This is a genomic window from Rhodococcus sp. 05-2256-B1 (assembly GCF_002258465.1).
GTDB classification, from domain to species: domain Bacteria; phylum Actinomycetota; class Actinomycetes; order Mycobacteriales; family Mycobacteriaceae; genus Rhodococcoides; species Rhodococcoides fascians.
This window is the reverse complement of sequence record NZ_NOZA01000013.1, coordinates 165,796-183,808: the sequence shown is the minus strand read 5'-3', so window position 1 is coordinate 183,808 and position 18,013 is coordinate 165,796. Positions and strand designations below refer to the sequence as shown.

Here is an 18,013-nt window from a genome sequence, read left to right as displayed (position 1 = left end):
CGGCATCACGATGGTCGCAGGTGTTGAAGTAACTAGAAGTCATCCGCGTCGGCCGCTCTGCACGAGAAACAACAGAGGTAGGAGATCCACGCTGACCAGAACGAAGAACAGCCCGACCACGACGAGCCAGACCGGGCCCGCGTTCTCGGAGTTCCACAGCAAGGAACCGAATGCCTCGAGGTGCGGGAGAAGCCCGTTGCTCGAGCGCGCGGGTGGGTGCTCCGGGGCGAGTTGGTCGACGCTCGATTCGACCAGCAGCATGCCCTGACAGCGGTCGGAATCGTAGGGCGTCAACTCGGTCGTCTGTTTCGAGTATCCGCACGTTGCAAGTTGGACTGCGTCGAAGGGGGCAGGCACCGGAAAGACGGTGTACTCGGCAAGCCGCTGCTGGGCCGAAGTGCGCTCAGTGGTGACAGCATCCAGCTCTTCATTGGCCGCCACCGACCGAGGGCCTATTCCTACTTCGCCTGTGCCGGAAAAACAATCGGGTGAAGACGTCATCTCGCACATCACCATTTGCCAGGCCCCGGCTTCGCGCATTTCAAGACCGGAGACTGCGTCCTGCAGGCTGTCTCGCATCTGCGCAGGCTGCGACAGTTGCTCGGCGTACATCCTCGACGCGACATCACGGTTGGCTTCTCGGCTGCGGTACCACTCGTTCAAGTCGTCTTGTTGATGCATCGCCACGTTCACCGCGACCTGAGAGCGAACCTCTTGCCCGAAGATCGCCATCCCGAACACCCAGGAACCCGTCCCGGCAGTGAGCACGCTCACGGACGCCATGACGGCCACACTGACGAGATGCGATCCGGTTCGTCGCGACCGCGCGAACACGGTGGACGCCACGGTCGCCACCACGAGGCGGCGATACGAAAAGTAGAGGGCGGCAACAACGACGCTGACGATCGATGCCCACACAGGACCCATGTCGGCAAGCCCCGCAATGATCGTCGCGCTCAGCGCGACGATCATTGTCGAGAACAAACCAGCTACTCCGACGCTCTGCAGCAGAGTCCATGTACCAACGGGCGCAGTACGTACGTACGTCGGGCCGGCGCACCACACGAGCGCCTGGGAGAAACGACTCGGCCCGTACTGGCCGCTCAATTCCTCACCCCCTCGCTCGACTCCGCCGCCGACCGACCCGTCCGGATAGACCGTTGGCTCCTCGTCGTCGTAGGACGTCACGCTGCCTTCCCCGCTCATTGCGCTGCCCGATCGGTAGTCCGTAACTGCGGCCGACTATCGGCCATCCGCGCTGCGAACACGGCGACACCCGAGCTGCGCTCGGACGCACGTGGGCCACGCCGCGCTGCGCTCGTCGAATGCGCGTTATGCGCCTCGACAACACGGTCCGATCCACGAAGACAGATCAGATCGTCACAGCTGCAGTACAGTTCGGCGCTCACACCGACGCCGGAGGCAACGACCTGAACGACTCGAACGCCGGCAGCCCGGAGCGCGCGTGCAAGCGGTGCGAAGATGTGGTCCCCGGACGCGATGATCACCTCATCGTGCTGGTGAGCCACCCTGCCCACATCCACCGAATCGAGCAACGCGAGGTCCGCGGCATCCGGCGCGGACGTGACACCGATACGCCGAGCGTTCGCCGGGACGGCGAAGAATGCCGGCGCGGCATGTCGCCAGGCTGCGGCGACCGTAATCTGGTCACGCTCTCCGACACCCACATCGGTGACGTAGTCCGCCCACCAGGCGGAGCATCGGACAGCGGAAACGTCGCCGGACACCATGTTCTCGATGTCGAGCAAGTGCAATCTGGATGGATCGATTCGGCTAGCCCGGTCGTCGCTCATGACTTCTCCGATCTCCGTCAGGACCCGCATATACGGGGTCTGACGATGATCAAACTGGAGGAGAGGCGACGACAACAGAATCGGTGCGTCCCCTTTGCCCGGGAACCTTGAATGCAACTACAGAACGACTGTTTGGCCGATGTCAACGGCTCAAGCTCTGCACGCCGACTCCCACGATATCTCGCGAGGTCGGTGGGGTAACCGCGTTTCCGCACATCCGAACATTTCGCTGCTTGGTTCCCCCGCGTAGAACGTACGTCGACGCGAAGCCCATTGCGCCTTTGAGTTCCGGTACGTCGAGCATTCTGAAGGACAGGTCTTCGACAGCGATCGGTCGGCGTGTGGACTTTCGATGGTGAGCGGCAGCGGGCACGACCAAGCCATGGTGGTTACCCGATGCCGTCACGGTGCAGAGAGCGTCGCTGACCGATCGCGCAGTCGAACCTCCACCTCGCAGCTCTGCGATGAACGGGGTGATCACCGCATGATGGCGGCCGCCCGCGGATACGGTCGACAGCGCCTCCGAGGTTCGATGATTCTTCGACTGGCCCCGCAGCACCGACACGAACGGCTCGAACACCGGGGCCCGCCCCTCAGACGGCCGTGATCTTGCCTGCCGATACTCGAACAGCGTGCCCGCGGCTTCTCTCGCGTCCTCGGCATGCGGAGCTGCCCAATACCGGTCGATGCCGGCCTGGATTCGTGCGATCGTTTTCGGCTTCAACGGACGAGTGCGGTCCCCTATCCGCTGGCCGGTCTTGGTCCAGTCGATGATGGTCGAGGCAGGGAGCCAGTCGGGCTCGAGCACGGTGTCCGCACACGCACGTGCGGGGCACCGGTAGGAGTACTGGCTACGGTACTTACCCACAGCCACCCCTGGGTTCTTCCAGGCCTGCAACGCACGCACGGGCCCGCAGCGAGAGCAGGTTGCCGGCGGACGGACCACGGTCTCGAAGTCAGGTGCCCGGTTGCCGGCCTTCCAGAAGCACACATAGAGGCGATCGCGGGACTGCGGCGCTGGTGTCCCAAAAGTCCATGAGTGCATCGAATTCAGGCAGATAAGGCGATGTTCGTAACCGAGGGCGTGCATCGCCGCGATCCATGGCCTGTAGAGAGGCCATGAGTAGATCTCGACGACGTTCTCGACGAAAACCAATTCGTATCGGTGATACTCGGTGAACCGAACGACGTCCCACATCGTCGCCCTCGATCGCTCGGCGGCCTCGGACGGTAGGTCGTCGGACAGTAACGAGATCTGCGCGGCGAGGCGCTTGGCCCCGCGAGCATTCGAGTGCCAGGTGCATTCGGGGCTGAACCATCCGATTGTCGTGCGAGGAAACAGCTTCGGAGTGATCTGAGAGAGGTCCGCGAGGATGTGCTCGGTGTGCTGGTGGTTGTACTGGTGCGTCTCGATTGCCTTGTCCCAGTGGTTCGACGCTGCCGATACCCTCACCCCGGGGATGGCGATCATTCCGGTCGTAGATCCGCCGGCACCGCAGAAGAAGTCCGATGCCGTGATGTCGAGCGATCCTCTCATCGTCCGGCTCCGTCGGGCACGCTGTCCCACACCCGTCGGTCGAGGATCCGGCCGGCGGCCTTACGGCCGACTCGTCGAACTTCGGTGCCGTCGTCGAAGTGGTGGTAGTCGCGGAATCTGGCGATCACCTCCGCTGGTGCCCACTCGCCCCACTGCTTGAACAGAAAGGGCACATCGGCAGCGGTGCACTGGTCCCGGATCTCTCGTACCCATCGCGGATGCATAGGCCGTGCCCCGCGGCCGGACTCACCGCCAACGATCACCCAGTCGAGCGCTGGTTCGCGCTCGCCGCCGCATTTCGAGTCTTCGACCGAACGGAGCCCGTCGCGAGTCAGCGCTCCTCCGATTCTGCTGGGTCGTAGGCGCGTGAAGTCGATCGGTCCGAGGAGCGGTTCGGCAGAGACGAACCGAAGAGCTGCAGGCGTGTCCAGCAGCGCCCATACTCGCAGGTCTGCAGTCTTCTGGTCTTCGGCCGAGACGCCGATCCACAGGTTCGGCAGCGGCCAGCTCTGGTACCAGACATCGGCGGGGCGGAAGGCTGCGACGACGCCAGCGATGGCGTCGTCGACGGCGCGGCGGAAGGCATCGGACTGGAGCAGTGCCCGCATCCGAGCGGGTCTCTTGGTGAGCAATTGAAAGGTGTGCTGGCGGGCGAGCGCGATCACCGCGAACACCGCGAACACCCGGGCGATGTAGTCGTCCGGGATTGCTGGATGGAAGAGGTCGCTCATCGAATTCACGAAGATCCGGCGTGGCCGGCTCCATCGCAGCGGCTGGTCGAGCTTGCCGGGGCGCATCTCGACGTCGAATCCGTGCTCGAAGTAGTGCCCCGGTGTGCCGCGGAACCGCTCAGCGAGGGTTTGGGCGTAGCAATGATCGCAGCCCGACGAGACTGCGGTGCAGCCGGTGACCGGGTTCCAGGTTGCGTCGGTCCATTCGATGGCCGTGGCGTCGCCCATCATCGCTCTTCCGGGTCGTGGAGGGCATCGAGGAGCTGGAATCGTAGATCGGCGTCAATCGCGAACGAGATCCCCCTGCTGGGCAATTCGATCGTGTAGCTGTTTCGATCAGGTGCGGTCGTGATGATCCATGGGTTGGGGTGGAGCGGGACAGCGTTTGTGTCGGTGGTGGGGTCGGTTTCGGTCATGGCGTCCTCCGAACGTTGGGTCATTGGCTGCAGACGCTCGACGCTGTTCGCGCATCGGCGCTGGTGATGTCGAGGTCGTATTTCGCGGCCACGGTGAGATACGAAGTGACGTAACGGCATTGGTATGGCGCGTTGGGTGGCAGCCAGGTGTCGATTCCCTTGTCCGACTTCTGCTGATTCGTACGTCCGTCCACCGCGAGCAAGTTGATGTCGACGTCGTTGGCGAAGGCGGTTCGCTGGTCGATCGACCAGGCCCACGCCCCTGCGTCCCACGCCCTCGCCAACGGGTACACGTGATCGATCTGAATCTTCCCGAGGTCGTCGATCGTCGATCCTGTGTAGGGGTCGTGGAGTATCCCTGCTGCGACTTTGCAGTCGCGGGTTCCGGGCTTGAACTCGACGTCGATCAGTTGGGTTGCCAGGACGTCGTTTCGAGTGTCACAGCCGTTGTGCGATCCAGGGGCGGACGAGTCATCGGTCCACGCCGGGCCGAACACGCACCCTGAGCCCTTCTTGCAGGATCGGTCGTATCCATCGACGTCTGCGAGCGAGTCCACCGTTTCGAGCTGAGCGAGGAGCTGCGCGATGGGTACAGGCGTGCTCGCCGCGGCTGGGTCTGGGGTGTTGACCACCGCTAGTCGTGAGAGCGGATCGGCGTGCGTTCCGAACGTGTACGTCCCGACCGCGAGTACGGCCATCACGATGGGCACCGCGATGCGGAGTCGTCCGCGCGCGCTCATCGAACCGCCTCCGCCGGCAAGTCGGCATGCCCGCAGCTTCCGCGCCGCCTACGGTCCGAACGGTCTGACCAACGATGCAGTAGTGCCAGAGTCAGAGCCGAGAAGGCAGCGAGCAACGTGCCGGCCAAGGAGATGACCAAACTGACGGTGACCAGATCCTTCACGATCGGCAGAGCCCCGTTGAAGATCGCGAGCATGCCGACGACGTAGCCGACACATGCAAGCGCAACAGTGCGAGCCTCGCGGCGGCCATCTTCGGCCGCGAGGTGGCGCTCTACGTCGTGGATGAGGCCGTCTCGGCCGGATTGTGGGTCCATCAGGGAGTCCTTTCGTAGTGAGCGCGATAGCAAACGCAGTCCTGCACGGGGTAGATAGCGTGGCGGTGAGGTCTGTGACAGCCGGCCACTGAATCGCAACCCAGGAGCGTTCTCCTGTGGCTGCACCGGGCGGGCAATATGCGCCCGGGTGTCACAAGCGTTGCGAGTTCGGGGCCGTCTGGTACTGGTCTAGTGGCCGGTCGCCGGGATGGACCGGGCCGACGTTGCGACGCCACGGCCCGGTCAGGTAGTCGTAGTGCTCTTGAGTGAAATCGGAACCGATCAGATCTCGTACGACCAAGCCTCGGCCGACATCGCGGGCAGCGACTCTGGCAGCCCCGCATCCGAGGACGCCGAGCAGGTTCATGGTCGCTGTGAGTTCGTGACGCCGATTGTCGCCGCAGGCCGCCGTGTGGGCAGCATGTGTCGCTTTCCGCCAGCCGGGTGCGCACCACCACGCGGCGCTGACCGTCTCCGGTGCGGTTTCCAGCAGATCGGACTCGACGTCGAGGGTGCGCGCCAAGTCGAACACCTGCCGCCACCGCAATCCGAAAACCACCTCGAAAACGTGGTCCGTCAGCTCATGGTCAGGAACGGTTGGTCGGAAGCGGTCGGCGGCGTTCGGAGTAGCAGCAAAGTACCTCTCAGACAGGCCGTGTTGCATCCGGCGATGGACTTCGCTGGCGATGGCGCTGTGCGCCTTACTGTTCGAGCTGCAGCCGGTACTGCCGGCAGCTCGTGCGTGCGGTGAGAGGTCGACCGAGGGCGGCCGCGTTGTCGAGATCGAGGATTGCATGGGTACTCCCGTTTCTGTGGGACAGATGGTCGGTCTGTCGATCAATTTCTGACTGGTCTCTGTGCCGCTATGCGACCAACAACGCGGCGCTATATCACTCTGCTGCTTAATTTTCCGATCTTTCAGCGCCGTCCAGCCAGTCACCGATCCTGCCGCGGACGGCGTCACCACCGGGGGGATCGTCGTAGGCGTCTTCGAGCGCTCCCCGCGCTCCGGATGAGATGACCGCGAGATCGCAGTCTCGTGTGTCGGCCCAGTCGCCCCACGTCCATCCCCTTCCTGCGTCGATGTGAAATTGTGTTGCTGCAGCCGGAACACCGTCGACGAAGACTTGGATGTGGGTAGGACCATCTGGATCGCGGACGACGATCACCTCGATCCGAAGTGCGGGGGCGAATCTTCTCGTCACGATGTCGCACCGGCCAGACGCTCGGGCCTGTCGAACTCCCCTGCCGCCCGACTATTCGAGTTCACAGTCCGGTGGTGGCGCGACGCAGCCTCTCTCGGTGGCCGTGCCCTGTGAACGGGCTTGGCATCCGTTGCGCCGCTACGCCGTCGAAGCAGCCACTCGATCCCGGTTGCTACAGCACACGCCACGGAGGAAACGGCGAACACCATCGCTACACGACGCGGATCTCCGTCGATGGCGGCATCGTCGGTCCGGCGCAGCAGTGCAGCCCAAGCCAAGCCGGCAAATGCAGCGAAGACAGCCAACACCCCCGCAACACCGCGCGCTACGGCTACCACGCAATATCGCGACGAACCCGAACTGCTCGCAGGTACATGATTCCTACCGTCGATCCGGACGAGGACTCTCATATTCGACACACCTCTGCACTTCTCGGAAGTCGGATGGTCAGTCCGCTCATCTGGTGAAAACGCCGACAACAACAGAAGTCGTCGTCGCCGCGGCTTCGTGGAACCACCCACCAAGCCGATACGCCAGGACACTACCCACCGGACCCGGAGTTCGCTAGGGCTCAGCAGCGAAAACGTCCCCGGCGCACCCAGTGCCGGGGACGGGCCTGGGGCGAGCAGCGACCCGGCGCACCGAACCGCCGCTCACTCCTCTCCCCAGAGCGTCCCCTACTCGGTCCCGTACAGCTCGCAGCGGTAGTGGTCTTGACCGCGTTCGTCTACGGCGTCCCAATCGACGCCGACGGCGTCGGCAAGGTGCCGCAGGTCGCTCAGAAAGTCTCCGAACACCGTTGTCAGTTCCTCGGTTTCGAGGCCGATCGGTCTGGCGTATGCGATCAGCCCTTCGGCAGCGTTGGCCGCTCGAACACCGTTGTCCCGGCTTTGGGTATCGAGGGTGTAGCCGATGCGCGGACGCTCGCGTCCCTCGACCGATGCGTGGAGTTCTTTCGGCGTCTCGATGCCGGATAGCCGCTCGGCCTTGTACTCGATACTTGTGTCGGACATGTTGTGTGCCTTTCTTTTTGGGGATCGCTACACGACGGGCGTGCAGTGCAGTGCGGCCATCAGGCCGGTGTGGGTGGCGTGAGCCGGGGATGGTTCGGCGTGTTCGAGGACGTGGGCGGTGGCGTCATCGATGACCACAGTCATGTGGGCTCGGTGGCGGGTGAGCATCACGCACGCTCTGCCGGGGTCGAGATTGAACGGCTCGGCTGTCCGGTACCCGGCAAGCGGGTGCAACACGACAACGGCGGCGCGTTCGAGGCCTTGCAGAGAGTTTGCGGTGCCGACCAGTACGTCGGGGTGATCCGAGAGCAAGGCCCGGACAGCGGCAGCCTGCGTGACATGAGGGACGACGACAGCCAGGTCCGCCGCTGTCATGGCCCGCTGTCCGTCCGGTGTGGTCACATCGGCGTCCAGCAGTTCTCGCGCGCGCAGGGCGCACTGTGTGGCCAGGACGGGGTCGGTTGGGCCTCCGATGACCCGCACTGGCCGATGCGCGAGTTCGGGCAGGCCGGGGCCGCTGGAATCGGTCAGATGCTCCGGTGGGCGACGGGAAGTGAAAGGCAGGCCGGGGTAGAACAGCGGTTGAATGAGGGCCGTTGTCCTCGCGCCGAGACGCCAGGTGTGTCGCAGACGGACCACGCCGACCGAATCGCCGTGAGCTGCTTGCAGAGCGAGGGGGGCAGGCAGGTTCGGTGCGGTCTCGCTGCCCTCCCACCGCGATACGTCTCCGGTGACCACCGGATCGATCTGTCCGGGGTCTCCGACGCAGACGACCTGTCGAGCCATCGCGCCGAGCGCCCCCAGATCGGCGTAGGTACATTGCCATGCTTCGTCCACGATCAACACATCGGCACCGATTCGGTCCGGGTCCGAGAAGAGCCACGGCGCCGTGGTACCGATGAGAATTGCGCCAGTCTCATTCGACCACCGCACTTTTCGTCCTGTCACTACGGGAGTGCTTCCACTGTCGGGGAGGGGTGCTTTCGCCTTCCAGATCAACGCTGCTCGATCTGTCAGCGCGCCGAGCCGACGCGCGATTTCCACGGCTTGTTCTCGGGTTTGCGCCGCGATACCCACCCGTAGGTCTGCGCGATGGGCCAAGGCGGCGGCGAGCAACGCGACCAGTCGAGTTTTTCCTGCGCCCGGTGGTGACGGGACGACGACAACGGGGTCTCCGGACCACACAGAGAACAGCACGCGTGCAGTGATCGGGTCGGCCATGATCTGTGATCCGGGCCAATGGGCGGGCGATGACGGTTCGGTTCCCTTGAAAGGTGTTGCGTCGGGGTTCGGGGTGTCCGCTCCGGGTGCGACGATACGCATTGTTGTCCCGTTCTTCTTCTAATGTGTTGTTCATGAATACTTTTGGTCGTCTTCTGATCACGGAGCGTCCTCTGCACCCGCTATCAGGACATCGAGCGGGACTTCGCGGCGCACGGCGCTCGGGGCTTGTCCGGTCGAAAGCCAGGAACGGCGAGCGCGGTACAGATTCCAGTACCTCGCCCGTCCTGCTCGCATCGTCGCCGGTGAAGGCGGTTGGGGCATCAAGGTCACCTGGTCTCCGTCGTTCGGTGCGTGCGCTCCGAACACCCCGATACCGAGCGTCAGTTTGCCGTTGACCACCTGTGCGGACGTGACGTCGGCAGAGAAGCGCTCGAAGGGTTGATCGAGCGGTGATCCGACCCATCCCGTAACTGCCGAATCAACCCGCATCCTTGAGTCCAGCCGGTCGCAGGTCACCGACACCGAAACGTTGCGGCGGCGTGAACCTGTCGGCGGTGCCGCCACCGATGCGATGCCCTGGGCCACGTGTCCTGTATGCAGCGCACGTACTCGCCACAGTGGATCACTCAGCAACGCAGCGGCTTTGAGGTCGGCGGCATCGCATCGGGTCCGTAGTCCCATGGCCGCACTAGCTGAGTTGTCCGGCCGTGACCAGTCGTGGCCCGCAGTCGTGGCCGACAATGTCCGATCCCAGGAGTATCGGTCATCGTCGTGTATCGGATCGAGAAGCGGCAACAGCGGTCCCGTTGCGATGCACGCTGCCCACTCATGCAGGCCTGCGACGCTCTCGTCGGTAATGCCGAGCCAGGAACGCCATGTTCGGGCCGCTCGCTCGGCGTCGGGCGCAGTGCCGAGGACCAGACGCGAGGACGACGCAGCAACCAGATCGATCACCGCCGACGTTCCGGGATGGTCGGCTCGATCGGCCCACCATCCGATCATGGCGGCAGCCCCCGCTATGTCCGGATCAGGGTGGTGGGCGTGCGCACGCGCCAGGGCCAGCAGGCTCGGTATCGTCGCGGCGTCATCGGTGAGCAGCATGGCCGGTTCAGCCGTACCCACCGTCGTTGCCCCGTTGCGAGCGAGCAGGGCCAGAGCCTCGGTGTCGTGCGCGGACTCTTCGGTGCATCCATCTCGAGCGACGGACACGGCCAGCGTTGTTCCTCGCGTGACCGCACGCACGGCCACGGCGGCTCTGGACGGCTTGAAGGTGGCATGTGCCAGCCGAGGGACCGGTTGCATCTTTTCGGCGGCATAGAGGCGTTGCGCGAGGTCGAACCACTCCACGCTCATCGCTCGTCACCGTCGACGAGGATCAGGGCGTTGCTCGCGCACTCCCACCCTGCGCGCAACGCCATTGTGGCGGCGTCGGCCGCTGCGCTGGCGACGACGATGCGGATATCGGCGGCGGCGATTCCAGTGCCGGTGAGCACCCTGTCTGCGTACTTGAGCAGTTCCACGGGTCCGCTTTCGTTCATCGTGTGGCCCCCGATCCGACTGGCACGTGCACCGTCGATGCCCATGCCGGTGTGACGCCCCTACCCTGGACGCCGCCGATGATTGCGCACACCAGGTGGGACCTCGTGGGCCGGTCGGGCCAGGGTGTATCGCCATCGGTCAGCACCACGACGACGTGGGGTGCAGGGCGCGCAGCGTTGGCTGCGGCGATTCCCACCCTCATATCGGTTCCGCCACCACCAACCAACGTCACATCAGCGACCGATCGTACGTGTTGTGCCGTAGTGGATTTGGCGTCACACGCCAGAATCCGAACCCGGTCGCGTGCTATGCCACCAGCTTTGAGAACTCCCGCCACTTCGCCCATCGCGGCATCGAGGTCTGCGGCGGGAGGGACGGGAGTACGAATAGTTCGTCCTACCCGCCTGCTCTGCCAACGCACGCCGAATTACGGCCCGTAGCAGACGATCCCACGCTACCGTGGGCGGGGCGAGAACATCAGCTGCCCACCGGACCAGTCCCGCCGGGGCACTACCTCGACCGGTACCAGCTGCTTCGCGAACTGCCTGCGCGATAGATCGGCGCACCAGGTCCGCTTCCGCATTGTCCAGTCCCTCCGTGATCACTTCTCCCGAGCCGATGAGTTCACCGGGGACCGCAGGGCACCCCGATCCTGATCCGCATCCCGGATCGCCCTCAGCGCCAACGAGTTCGGTGACAGTCTGATGCGCAATCGGGTCACGCAGGTAGTCGTAGTACTGCTCGGCTGTGTCTCCGGAAAGGCAGCCGAATGATTGAGGGGTGATCACCCCTTCGGGCAGGCTGACTCCCGCAGCCAACAGGTCGTCGTTGATTTCGGCGTCGGCCGCGAAGTTCCACACCAGATGATCGATGGGCTTCGCCAGAGCGGCGGCACGGTCGGCGTGTGCCCGTAACAAATGCCCGACCTCGTGCAGCAGCACTGCACCGACCATCGGCACCGGCCACGCGCAAGGCCCGACCAACAGATCCGGATCCAGGTACAGCCGCCACCGAGCGTCGACCGCAAACGTACCCAGGCCCGGTGCCGCCACGGGTTGCGCTGCGAACAGAGCGCGCATGAAGTACGGCATCTGCTCAGCCGACACCAGCCGCGCGAGTCGGAACGCTCGCATTTCAACCGGCTCGAGCTCACGCACGCCGCTCATGCCGCAGCCTCGACCAAACCCGCTGCCACCAGCATCGGCGCAAACCGGCGCGCGCTCGCAGGAACAGCGGCCTTCGCCGGTCGCGCTTTCGCCAGAGTGCGTGCCGCAGCCCCGGCCACGTCGGGTGCTCCTGCCTCGGCGGCGGCAATCAGCGGACCCCAGGCGTTGCGCCACGCTTCGACGGTGCCCCGCGAGGCCGCCCACGCCGTCACGCCGGACAGCACGGCCCACACCAGATCAGGACGCGAGCGCCAATCGAACGCCGTCTCGGGGTTTTCGATCACGGCAACGGGGTCTGGGAGGTCGGCCTTGCGACGCCATTCGAGGAATTCGACACCCGCGCCTTCCCCGATCAAGCCGAATACCACCGCGTTGGTCGCCGCATTGTCGTCGTCGCAAAGATGTGGCAACACCCGCGCAAGCATCGACCAGGTGCGCCGAGACGGCCATGCTCCACCTGTCTGCACTCCGACCTTCGGAAACGCATCGAGCGCCTCGGGCGCACGCTGGATGTACCCGATGATGGAACTGCGCACCAACGCCTCCCGCTGCTCGTCGCTGGTCACCGCACGCGAAGAGGCCGTGCTTGCCCAACCCGTGGCCATACCGTCGAGCCATTCATCGACAGACGGCGTGAACTCGATGTGGCAGAAGCGGTTTGCTAAGGGAGCCTCCAACTCGTACCCCCCTGCAGCGCAATCGGGCGGATTCGCACCTGCGATGACCCGAGTCCCCTTCGGCAGTTGCAGATCACCCACCTTCAAATCCAGTGCGACTGCCAGCATCGCCGCCTGAACGGCCGGTGGACTCGTGGTCAGCTCGTCCAGAAAGAGGTAGCCCCCACCCTCTGCATGTAGCCGTCGCGCCCAATCCGGGGCCTCCAATCTCACGCCACTCTCACGGACTACCGGTAGGCCTGCGAAGTCGGCGGGCTCCCGCAAGGACCCCAAGACCGTTTCGCACAACACCCCCTCGGATGCAGCAAGTGCTCGAACCAGGCTCGACTTCCCCATACCCGGACCCGAGATCAACAACGACGGGACACCAGCCCTCCCGCACGCATCCACAACAGTTACCGCAGTCGCCAAATCCGGCATCGCAAAACTCCTCGAAAGATGGGCAAGATGGTCAGTCTCACCAACAACAGGACGCCTCAATCTTACTGCGTCAGAACGCTTTTCACCCAGTCACACCAACCGTCAACGTCCCCGGCGCACTCAGTGCCGGGGACATTGACGGTCCGGGCTCAAAGAGCACCGGACCGCCACGTGTGCTGCGTGAAGTGTCCGGGTCCCTCGATATCGTCGAACCCACTCGAAAAAGGCCGGGTCGCCCGAAAGAAAGGACCCAACACGTGACACCGCTCGAAACAGCCATCGCCGCGCCACTGCCCCCGCCCGCGGCGGCGGACATTTCGTCATGGCGCTCGGACGCATTGTGCGCACAGACAGACCCCGAGGAGTTCTTCCCGCCCCCGGGTGGAGCAACCAGCAGAGCAAAGCGGGTCTGCGCAGAATGCCCCGCCAGAGCCGCTTGCCTCGCCCATGCACTGACGTACAACGAACAACACGGAATTTGGGGCGGAAAGACACCACGAGAGCGCCAAGAGCTTCAGCACACCACAGCCATAGAGAGCCGGCCTACCCGGCATCAACAACAGGCGCTCACGATAGCCACGCTTTCGGCCCAGAACGTCCCAGCCGAGTCCAGTGCAAGCCAGCTCGGAATCACGACCCGGCAGGTGTACCGAATACGCTCCCGCACAGCGTGAATCAACGCGCGATTCGCCGGTCAGACCTGCCTGGTGATGCCTACCCCGTTACAGTCGGCGCGATCAACCGCGGTTGATCGTCGAAGCGTCTCGACTTGCGTCGCTCCTCGCTGAAGGCTTCTCGCCGCAGGTGATGTCTTGGCCGGCGAGAAGGTCCGCAAGAACGACCGCGCGCGCCGCATGGGCCAAGATTTCGGCAGGTAGCGGTGGACCATCGAGGGTTCGGATTCGCATGGTTGTCAGTATGGCGTTCGGCTCCGACAAGTTGCTGTCCCGCAACGTTTCCGGTGCGTGTTCACGGGTCACTGGGGTGTCCATGGCATGCATAGCTCGCGCATTCTCGACCGGTGCATGTGCGGTGGCCGTATCGCGCCTCGGCCCAAACCGCCTGTTTCGACTGTTGGTTTGCCCTGCAGACAGATGCGTGGGCTCAGGCGGCCGAGGTGGCCGTTCGGATGGAGGTGGCCGGCCGACCAGTCATCGATGTCGACGGGCTGCACTTCCCATCTCAGCACCTGCCCCTCGCCCTGGCTGCGCTTCTTCCCGATCGCATCGATCGACGCCAGGGTTGCGCTCACCCGGTCGATGTCGCCGACACCTCTCCAGAGCACAGTCCGCGTGGAGGTCAGTAGGAGCGGCATTTGGCGTGCGCGATATCGGCCCTGCCGGTCGGAGATGACCGATGGTCGGTACCTCGCGAGTTGCTCGAGCGCACGGTGGTCGGGTCGTCCGCTCCAGTGATGGATTTCCGGGGCGTCGGCCAGGTCTTCGGGATAGGCGTATGTCGCGCACCAATGCCAGTCGTCGCCTCCCCCCAGAGTGCACCGAGCGAGTGGTAGATCCAGATCGGCGGGCACCTCGTCGGGGCCGGCGGCTTCGAGGTACTGTCCGCGGTCCCGAGCAGCGGCTTTTTCGTCTTCCCACATCTCGGATGCGAGCAAGCCATCGAGGCTCGTCGCCCACGGAGCTGCATGCGCAAGTCCGACCGCCAGGTGTGCTTTTACCTCGAACGGCCTCATCACGTCAACGCCTCCATGACTTCCAGCGCCTCGTCACGGCGCTCTCGAAGATGGGTTCGCCAGTCGAGCTCTTTCGGCTCGTCGCCGGCGAGAAGGGTCCGCTCGAATCTGGTGCGGACGAGGCCGTGTCCGATAGCTGTACGCCCGCCGATGGTTCCGGACTCGACGAACCTGCCAACGACGTCGGAGAAGAAGGCCACGTCCAGATCGGTTGCGCGATCGAGACGCAAAAAGGACTCGAATCGTGTACCGGCAGGCAGCGTTTCGATCTCATAACGCATCAGAGAGCTACCGTCGACGGTGGCTGCGTCGGTTCGGCCGACTGCGGGGAAGTCATGATCGGTGGAATCGTCGAACCGGCTGTACCGTTCGAGCGCCATGGTGTCGAATTGGCTCAAGACAGCACGGTCCGGTGCGGGACGGCTCATGAGGTGGTCGGTTTCGAGGACGTGCGGGATCACTTTGCCCACGCGGAGACAGCCGTCGATCATTCGACCGCCGCCGCTCCCGCCGAACACGCTGACCTGTGGGTTCAATGTACGGAGCCGGTGTAGCCGTTCGCCGGACAGCGGCTCTCCGGTGACCTTGGTCAGGCTGCCCCCGTTCCGAAGTGTGTGTGCTGCAGACAAGCTGAGAAGCCCTTCGTATGCGAGGACGTCCCGTAATAGCTCCTCCCCGATCCGCCGGAGCGCCCCTCGGAAGGAGTTCCCGGACACAATCGGAACCAAGGCTGCGGAACCGTTGGGCTGCTGTATTTTTTCGCGCCGGAACAAGGTCGTTGTGGTGGCGCTGTGTTCACCGCGGTGCGAGATTGCCGAGACCGCTGTGATGTCGAGCTGCCAGCGCATGGTCGAGGTCACTTCTGCCTCCTGGGCGATGTAGCAGTCGCTGCGGTGGACCGGCGCGCTTGAACAGCTTCGGCCACGATCCGTGTTCGGAGTACGAGGGCGGTGGTGTTTTCCCGTAAGAGGGTCAGGACCGGTATCGATTCCTCGCGTAGAAGGACCGATAGTTCGAGGCGTTGTTCTTTCGTCGACGGCGCTGACTCGAGATCGGTTGCCACGGTGCTCCACCATCGATCGAGGTCGGCTCCGCCGGTGTATGTCGCGACCCGGACTCGGTCTGGCAGGTGGTGGTCCCAGTACAGCTCTCTCCGGCGTCCCACCCACCCGGTGTCCCAGTTGATTCCGTAGTGCAGCAGCAACAACAGTCGTTCAGCTATTGCTGCCGCACCGGTGACGGGCGGCAGAAAGCTCGCTGCGTCCAGCCAGGTTCGGGTCGGTGTCGTAGCTCTGGTCGGGGTCATGCCGTGCCTCTGGTTGACGTTGAAGCCGTCGCTGCGAGGTCGAGGTACACAGGACGCTCTCGCCACGGATCGAGGCTGTCCCAATCCGCGAACACAGACGTCCACGTTCGATGAGGAATGTTCTTGAGCGTGCTGAATGCCGGCGCTGCGCGCGCAAGCGCTGCCAGGGAGAACCCTCGCCGTCGCAATCGCACGACTGCGCTCAGGCGTTCCGCGTCGTGCTCTGTCCATGGAAGCGCGACGTCGTCGACGGCGACCCGACCCCACCGGGCATGAGGAAGAATGTGCTTGCGCCCAGGGCGTAACGGAACCACGACGGCGGACGTCGGAGAGATCGCTTGTCCCAGAACGCGACGTAAGCGGGTCTTCGACAATTTTGTGGCGCACACTGGATCACTGGTGACCAGCAGGAGGTCCGAGCGAAGTGCCGTTGTCGTGTACACCCAGACGCAGACGTGACACATCGTAGGAGCCGCAACGTCTACCCACCCGTCGAACCCGGTGAACGTTCTCGACACAGTCTCACGCACTCGCCGTCCGGAACCTTCTGTCGCGCCACCGCACCGCGCGCACGCGGAGTCACCAGAAACGCCGGCTGGTGGCCACGAAACCGCGCATCCTGTTGCGGCCTTGTAGGCGGTCGTCACAACGTCGAGCGCCGCACTGCCCCTTGATAGTTCGACCATCTCTGCACTCTAACGGCGCGCCCGGACACCACGGACAGGCCAACTTTCACCGGCACGGTCCAACTCACCAAGGACTCGGGCCGGGCGCTGGTGCGTGCCGGCCGACGTTGGCAGGAAAGTCGTCGGCGAGGAGAGCAGCCAGCTCGACGAACGCGCGTTGTGCAGGCTTGCCCAGTAACTCGAGATCGATGGTGTCGCCTTCGGCAAGGTGGTCGTCGTACGGGACGACCTGGACGGCGCGAGTGCGTTCTGCGAAGTAGGACTTGAGTTGCTCGACATCGAGGGCCGTCGAGCCCTTCCGTGATTCGTTGATGACGACAACGGTGCGTTTGACCAGGTCGTCGAAGCCGTGTCGCGACAGCCATTCGAGGGTCGCCCCAGCGCTGCGCGCTCCGTCCTTGGCCGCGGAGGAGACCAGGACCAATGCGTCGGCTTCTTTGAGGACCCCTGCCATGGCCGAGTTCATGAGACCGGTGCCGCAATCGGTCAAGATGATGTTGTAGAACTGTTCGAGGATGCGCAGTGCGGCGGTGTAGTCGTGCTCGTTGAATGCCTCGGAAACGGACGGATCACGCTCGCTTGCAAGAACTTCGAGCCTGCTTCGCGCTTGCGAGGTGTAGCTCCGTACGTCGGAGTAGCTGTGTACTTCTTTGTCCGCGAGCAAGTCCCGCACTGTGCGGTCACTGTCTCGGTGAATGCGGTAGGCGAGCGTCCCGAAATCTGGGTTGGCGTCATAGGCAATGACGCGGTCGCCCCGCAGTGCTGCGAATGTCGATCCAAGCCCTGTTGTCGTGGTTGTTTTTCCGACCCCGCCCTTCATGGACAGGACTGCGATCTTGTAGTTCCCTCGAACCGGTTGCCGTACGCGGCGCAGGAGCTGCTCGTACTCGAGTTCAGCCGGCGACTGTCCGGGATTGGCTGAACCGAACGAGAGTCGGTAGAGCCACCGTCGCCAACCTTTGCTCGGAGGCAGTTGCGCACGGCGGATCAGCTCCAGTTCGTCGATCGACCGCGGAGGGGCAACAGCTGCTGTCGGCCTTGCTGTCGGAATTGCTGTCGGCACTGGTTCTACCAACTGAACGGGCTGCGAGGTGAAGGGGCGATGAGCTGTCACTGCCAGAGAGTCGGAGGCGCTTGTTGGCTCCGGGTGAGACGTCGGTGCTGAACTGTCGACCGACTTGTTGGTGTGCCATTGCTCAACAGCGGGTGCGGAGCCGCCCTGCCCTGGCCAGGCCGAGGGCCGGTCCGGCATTGGTGCCTGACCATCGTTGACGCGCGGCGGCCGTGAGGCCGGCTCCGAGGTGGGTCGATGTGCACCAGAATTGGGCTGGCTCGCCGAGGGGGAGCTGCTGGGTGCGGAGCTGGGCCGGTCTCTCTGCGCGAATTCTGATGCGACTTTGGACCGGGCTTGGGATACGTTTTTCGACACGTTTTCATCAGCGTTGTTGGCTGCGACTTTGGGTGCGTCGTTCGGCACGAATTCGCTGGCTACAGGCTGTTCACGGGCGGGTTCTGGATGGCCTACGCCC

At 64.1% G+C, this 18,013-nt stretch carries 18 protein-coding genes and 2 pseudogenes; 1 reads left to right on the top strand and 19 read right to left on the bottom strand.

Features of this window, described 5'->3' with window-relative positions; genetic code table 11:
* Window positions 1-39 precede the first annotated feature (39 nt).
* From CH285_RS05815 to CH285_RS05745, 15 genes and pseudogenes are all read right to left on the bottom strand, one after another.
* Window positions 40-1,188, bottom strand: coding sequence for a DUF4407 domain-containing protein (locus CH285_RS05815; protein ID WP_157773223.1), 1,149 nt, complete (start codon window positions 1,186-1,188; stop codon window positions 40-42).
* A gap of 14 nt (window positions 1,189-1,202) precedes the next feature.
* Window positions 1,203-1,814 carry an NYN domain-containing protein gene (locus tag CH285_RS05810; protein WP_157773221.1) on the bottom strand — a complete coding sequence of 204 codons (612 nt, stop codon included), beginning with the start codon at window positions 1,812-1,814 and terminating at the stop codon, window positions 1,203-1,205.
* A gap of 142 nt (window positions 1,815-1,956) precedes the next feature.
* Window positions 1,957-3,351 carry a DNA cytosine methyltransferase gene (locus CH285_RS05805; protein WP_015586227.1) on the bottom strand — a complete coding sequence of 465 codons (1,395 nt, stop codon included), beginning with the start codon at window positions 3,349-3,351 and terminating at the stop codon, window positions 1,957-1,959.
* Window positions 3,348-4,310: a DUF5131 family protein gene (locus CH285_RS05800; RefSeq protein WP_015586226.1), complete on the bottom strand. Its 963-nt coding sequence runs from the start codon at window positions 4,308-4,310 to the stop codon at window positions 3,348-3,350. Before CH285_RS05800 ends, CH285_RS05805 begins: the two co-directional genes overlap by 4 nt.
* Window positions 4,310-4,498, bottom strand: coding sequence for a hypothetical protein (locus CH285_RS05795; protein WP_139278549.1), 189 nt, complete (start codon window positions 4,496-4,498; stop codon window positions 4,310-4,312). The genes CH285_RS05800 and CH285_RS05795 overlap by 1 nt, the downstream gene beginning before the upstream one ends.
* A 20-nt stretch (window positions 4,499-4,518) precedes the next feature.
* Window positions 4,519-5,238: an HNH endonuclease family protein gene (locus tag CH285_RS05790; RefSeq protein ID WP_015586224.1), complete on the bottom strand. Its 720-nt coding sequence runs from the start codon at window positions 5,236-5,238 to the stop codon at window positions 4,519-4,521.
* Complete coding sequence (locus CH285_RS05785; protein WP_015586223.1) at window positions 5,235-5,555, bottom strand: hypothetical protein; 321 nt, start codon at window positions 5,553-5,555, stop codon at window positions 5,235-5,237. Before CH285_RS05785 ends, CH285_RS05790 begins: the two co-directional genes overlap by 4 nt.
* Window positions 5,556-5,706: 151 nt before the next feature.
* The gene (locus CH285_RS05780; RefSeq protein WP_032375879.1) at window positions 5,707-6,114 is read right to left on the bottom strand and encodes a hypothetical protein; all 408 of its coding nucleotides are present in this window, start codon (window positions 6,112-6,114) and stop codon (window positions 5,707-5,709) included.
* 343 nt (window positions 6,115-6,457) lie between these two features.
* Window positions 6,458-6,760, bottom strand: a complete 303-nt coding sequence (locus tag CH285_RS05775) for a hypothetical protein (protein ID WP_032375878.1) — start codon at window positions 6,758-6,760, stop codon at window positions 6,458-6,460.
* Between the two features lie 677 nt (window positions 6,761-7,437).
* Window positions 7,438-7,773: a hypothetical protein gene (locus CH285_RS05770; RefSeq protein ID WP_015586219.1), complete on the bottom strand. Its 336-nt coding sequence runs from the start codon at window positions 7,771-7,773 to the stop codon at window positions 7,438-7,440.
* Between the two features lie 27 nt (window positions 7,774-7,800).
* The gene (locus CH285_RS05765) at window positions 7,801-9,096 is read right to left on the bottom strand and encodes an AAA family ATPase (RefSeq protein WP_015586218.1); all 1,296 of its coding nucleotides are present in this window, start codon (window positions 9,094-9,096) and stop codon (window positions 7,801-7,803) included.
* 57 nt (window positions 9,097-9,153) lie between these two features.
* Window positions 9,154-10,350 carry a hypothetical protein gene (locus tag CH285_RS05760; protein WP_015586217.1) on the bottom strand — a complete coding sequence of 399 codons (1,197 nt, stop codon included), beginning with the start codon at window positions 10,348-10,350 and terminating at the stop codon, window positions 9,154-9,156.
* Window positions 10,347-10,535 carry a hypothetical protein gene (locus CH285_RS05755; RefSeq protein WP_032364835.1) on the bottom strand — a complete coding sequence of 63 codons (189 nt, stop codon included), beginning with the start codon at window positions 10,533-10,535 and terminating at the stop codon, window positions 10,347-10,349. Before CH285_RS05755 ends, CH285_RS05760 begins: the two co-directional genes overlap by 4 nt.
* Window positions 10,532-11,702, bottom strand: a pseudogene (locus tag CH285_RS05750) (vWA domain-containing protein). The gene CH285_RS05755 and the pseudogene CH285_RS05750 overlap by 4 nt, the downstream one beginning before the upstream one ends.
* Entirely contained in the window at window positions 11,699-12,799 is a 1,101-nt protein-coding gene (locus CH285_RS05745) for an ATP-binding protein (RefSeq protein ID WP_015586215.1), read from the bottom strand. The pseudogene CH285_RS05750 and the gene CH285_RS05745 overlap by 4 nt, the downstream one beginning before the upstream one ends.
* Between CH285_RS05745 and CH285_RS28630 the strand changes: the two genes are divergently transcribed.
* Window positions 12,688-13,473 carry a WhiB family transcriptional regulator gene (locus CH285_RS28630; RefSeq protein WP_230591640.1) on the top strand — a complete coding sequence of 262 codons (786 nt, stop codon included), beginning with the start codon at window positions 12,688-12,690 and terminating at the stop codon, window positions 13,471-13,473. The genes CH285_RS05745 and CH285_RS28630 overlap by 112 nt on opposite strands.
* Before the next feature lie 302 nt (window positions 13,474-13,775).
* Here the strand turns inward: CH285_RS28630 and CH285_RS05730 are convergent, their stop codons facing one another.
* The 4 genes and pseudogenes from CH285_RS05730 to CH285_RS28265 all read right to left on the bottom strand — a co-directional run.
* On the bottom strand, window positions 13,776-14,492 hold the full coding sequence (locus tag CH285_RS05730) for a hypothetical protein (protein WP_015586212.1): 717 nt from the start codon (window positions 14,490-14,492) through the stop codon (window positions 13,776-13,778).
* The gene (locus CH285_RS05725) at window positions 14,492-15,352 is read right to left on the bottom strand and encodes an RAMP superfamily CRISPR-associated protein (RefSeq protein WP_015586211.1); all 861 of its coding nucleotides are present in this window, start codon (window positions 15,350-15,352) and stop codon (window positions 14,492-14,494) included. Before CH285_RS05725 ends, CH285_RS05730 begins: the two co-directional genes overlap by 1 nt.
* Window positions 15,349-15,798, bottom strand: coding sequence for a hypothetical protein (locus CH285_RS05720; RefSeq protein WP_015586210.1), 450 nt, complete (start codon window positions 15,796-15,798; stop codon window positions 15,349-15,351). The genes CH285_RS05725 and CH285_RS05720 overlap by 4 nt, the downstream gene beginning before the upstream one ends.
* Before the next feature lie 750 nt (window positions 15,799-16,548).
* A pseudogene (locus CH285_RS28265) lies at window positions 16,549-17,541 on the bottom strand (MinD/ParA family ATP-binding protein); the annotation flags it as partial.
* Between the last annotated feature and the right edge of the window lie 472 nt (window positions 17,542-18,013).

Excerpts from the sequence above, each read along its gene's own strand:
- CH285_RS05720 (WP_015586210.1), bottom strand. The coding sequence starts at position 15,798 with ATGACCCCGACCAGAGCTACGACACCGACCCGAACCTGGCTGGACGCA.
- CH285_RS05805 (WP_015586227.1), bottom strand. The coding sequence starts at position 3,351 with ATGAGAGGATCGCTCGACATCACGGCATCGGACTTCTTCTGCGGTGCC.
- CH285_RS05730 (WP_015586212.1), bottom strand. The coding sequence starts at position 14,492 with ATGAGGCCGTTCGAGGTAAAAGCACACCTGGCGGTCGGACTTGCGCAT.
- CH285_RS05785 (WP_015586223.1), bottom strand. The coding sequence starts at position 5,555 with ATGGACCCACAATCCGGCCGAGACGGCCTCATCCACGACGTAGAGCGC.
- CH285_RS05760 (WP_015586217.1), bottom strand. The coding sequence starts at position 10,350 with ATGAGCGTGGAGTGGTTCGACCTCGCGCAACGCCTCTATGCCGCCGAA.
- CH285_RS05790 (WP_015586224.1), bottom strand. The coding sequence starts at position 5,238 with ATGAGCGCGCGCGGACGACTCCGCATCGCGGTGCCCATCGTGATGGCC.
- CH285_RS05765 (WP_015586218.1), bottom strand. The coding sequence starts at position 9,096 with ATGCGTATCGTCGCACCCGGAGCGGACACCCCGAACCCCGACGCAACA.
- CH285_RS05810 (WP_157773221.1), bottom strand. The coding sequence starts at position 1,814 with ATGAGCGACGACCGGGCTAGCCGAATCGATCCATCCAGATTGCACTTG.
- CH285_RS05770 (WP_015586219.1), bottom strand. The coding sequence starts at position 7,773 with ATGTCCGACACAAGTATCGAGTACAAGGCCGAGCGGCTATCCGGCATC.
- CH285_RS05755 (WP_032364835.1), bottom strand. The coding sequence starts at position 10,535 with ATGAACGAAAGCGGACCCGTGGAACTGCTCAAGTACGCAGACAGGGTG.
- CH285_RS05795 (WP_139278549.1), bottom strand. The coding sequence starts at position 4,498 with ATGACCGAAACCGACCCCACCACCGACACAAACGCTGTCCCGCTCCAC.
- CH285_RS05745 (WP_015586215.1), bottom strand. The coding sequence starts at position 12,799 with ATGCCGGATTTGGCGACTGCGGTAACTGTTGTGGATGCGTGCGGGAGG.
- CH285_RS05800 (WP_015586226.1), bottom strand. The coding sequence starts at position 4,310 with ATGGGCGACGCCACGGCCATCGAATGGACCGACGCAACCTGGAACCCG.